Source organism: Dryocola clanedunensis, assembly GCF_038405435.1.
In the GTDB taxonomy this organism is placed as follows: Bacteria; Pseudomonadota; Gammaproteobacteria; order Enterobacterales; family Enterobacteriaceae; genus Dryocola; species Dryocola clanedunensis_A.
The window spans coordinates 1-571 of sequence record NZ_JBBYHZ010000161.1; the positions used below are offsets into that span (position 1 = coordinate 1).

Here is a 571-nt window from a genome sequence, read left to right on the forward strand (position 1 = left end):
GCTTCTCCGACAAGCTCACCCGCCACCTGGGCGACGAGGCCGACGAGAAGTCCCTGCATTACCTGGGCGTGATTTCCAATTCCGCCCGGCGCCTGGCCGCGCTGATCGACGATCTGCTGGTCTATTCGCGCCTGGGCCGGGCGGCGATGCGGCTGCAGGCGGTGGACATGCAGTCGCTGGTCGCCGATACCCGCGCCATGCTCGATGCCAACCAGCAGAGCGAGGCCGAGAGCACCGGCGTGCCGCACCATGTCGACTGGAAGATCGCGCCGCTGCCGATCATCGTTTCCGATGAAAACATGATGCGCCAGGTCTGGCTGAATCTGCTCGGCAACGCGATCAAGTTCACCGAGCGCGGCCAGATCCGGCTGCGCGTGCAGCGCCAGGGCGAGACCAACGCACAGCACCAGCTGCGGTTCGAGATCGCCGACAGCGGCATCGGCATCGATGACGCCCTGCAGGCGCGCCTGTTCCAGTCCTTCAGCCAGGCCGATGCCTCGACCACGCGCCTGTATGGCGGCACCGGCCTGGGGCTGTCGATCGTCATACACAGCCTGGGGCTGCACCATGC

Annotated in this window: 1 protein-coding gene; it reads left to right on the forward strand. The window is 66.5% G+C overall.

Features of this window, described 5'->3' with window-relative positions; translation table 11 throughout:
- Positions 1–571, forward strand: a 571-nt coding sequence (locus AAE045_RS23990; RefSeq protein WP_455549803.1) for a sensor histidine kinase, incomplete at both ends; no start/stop codon positions are given.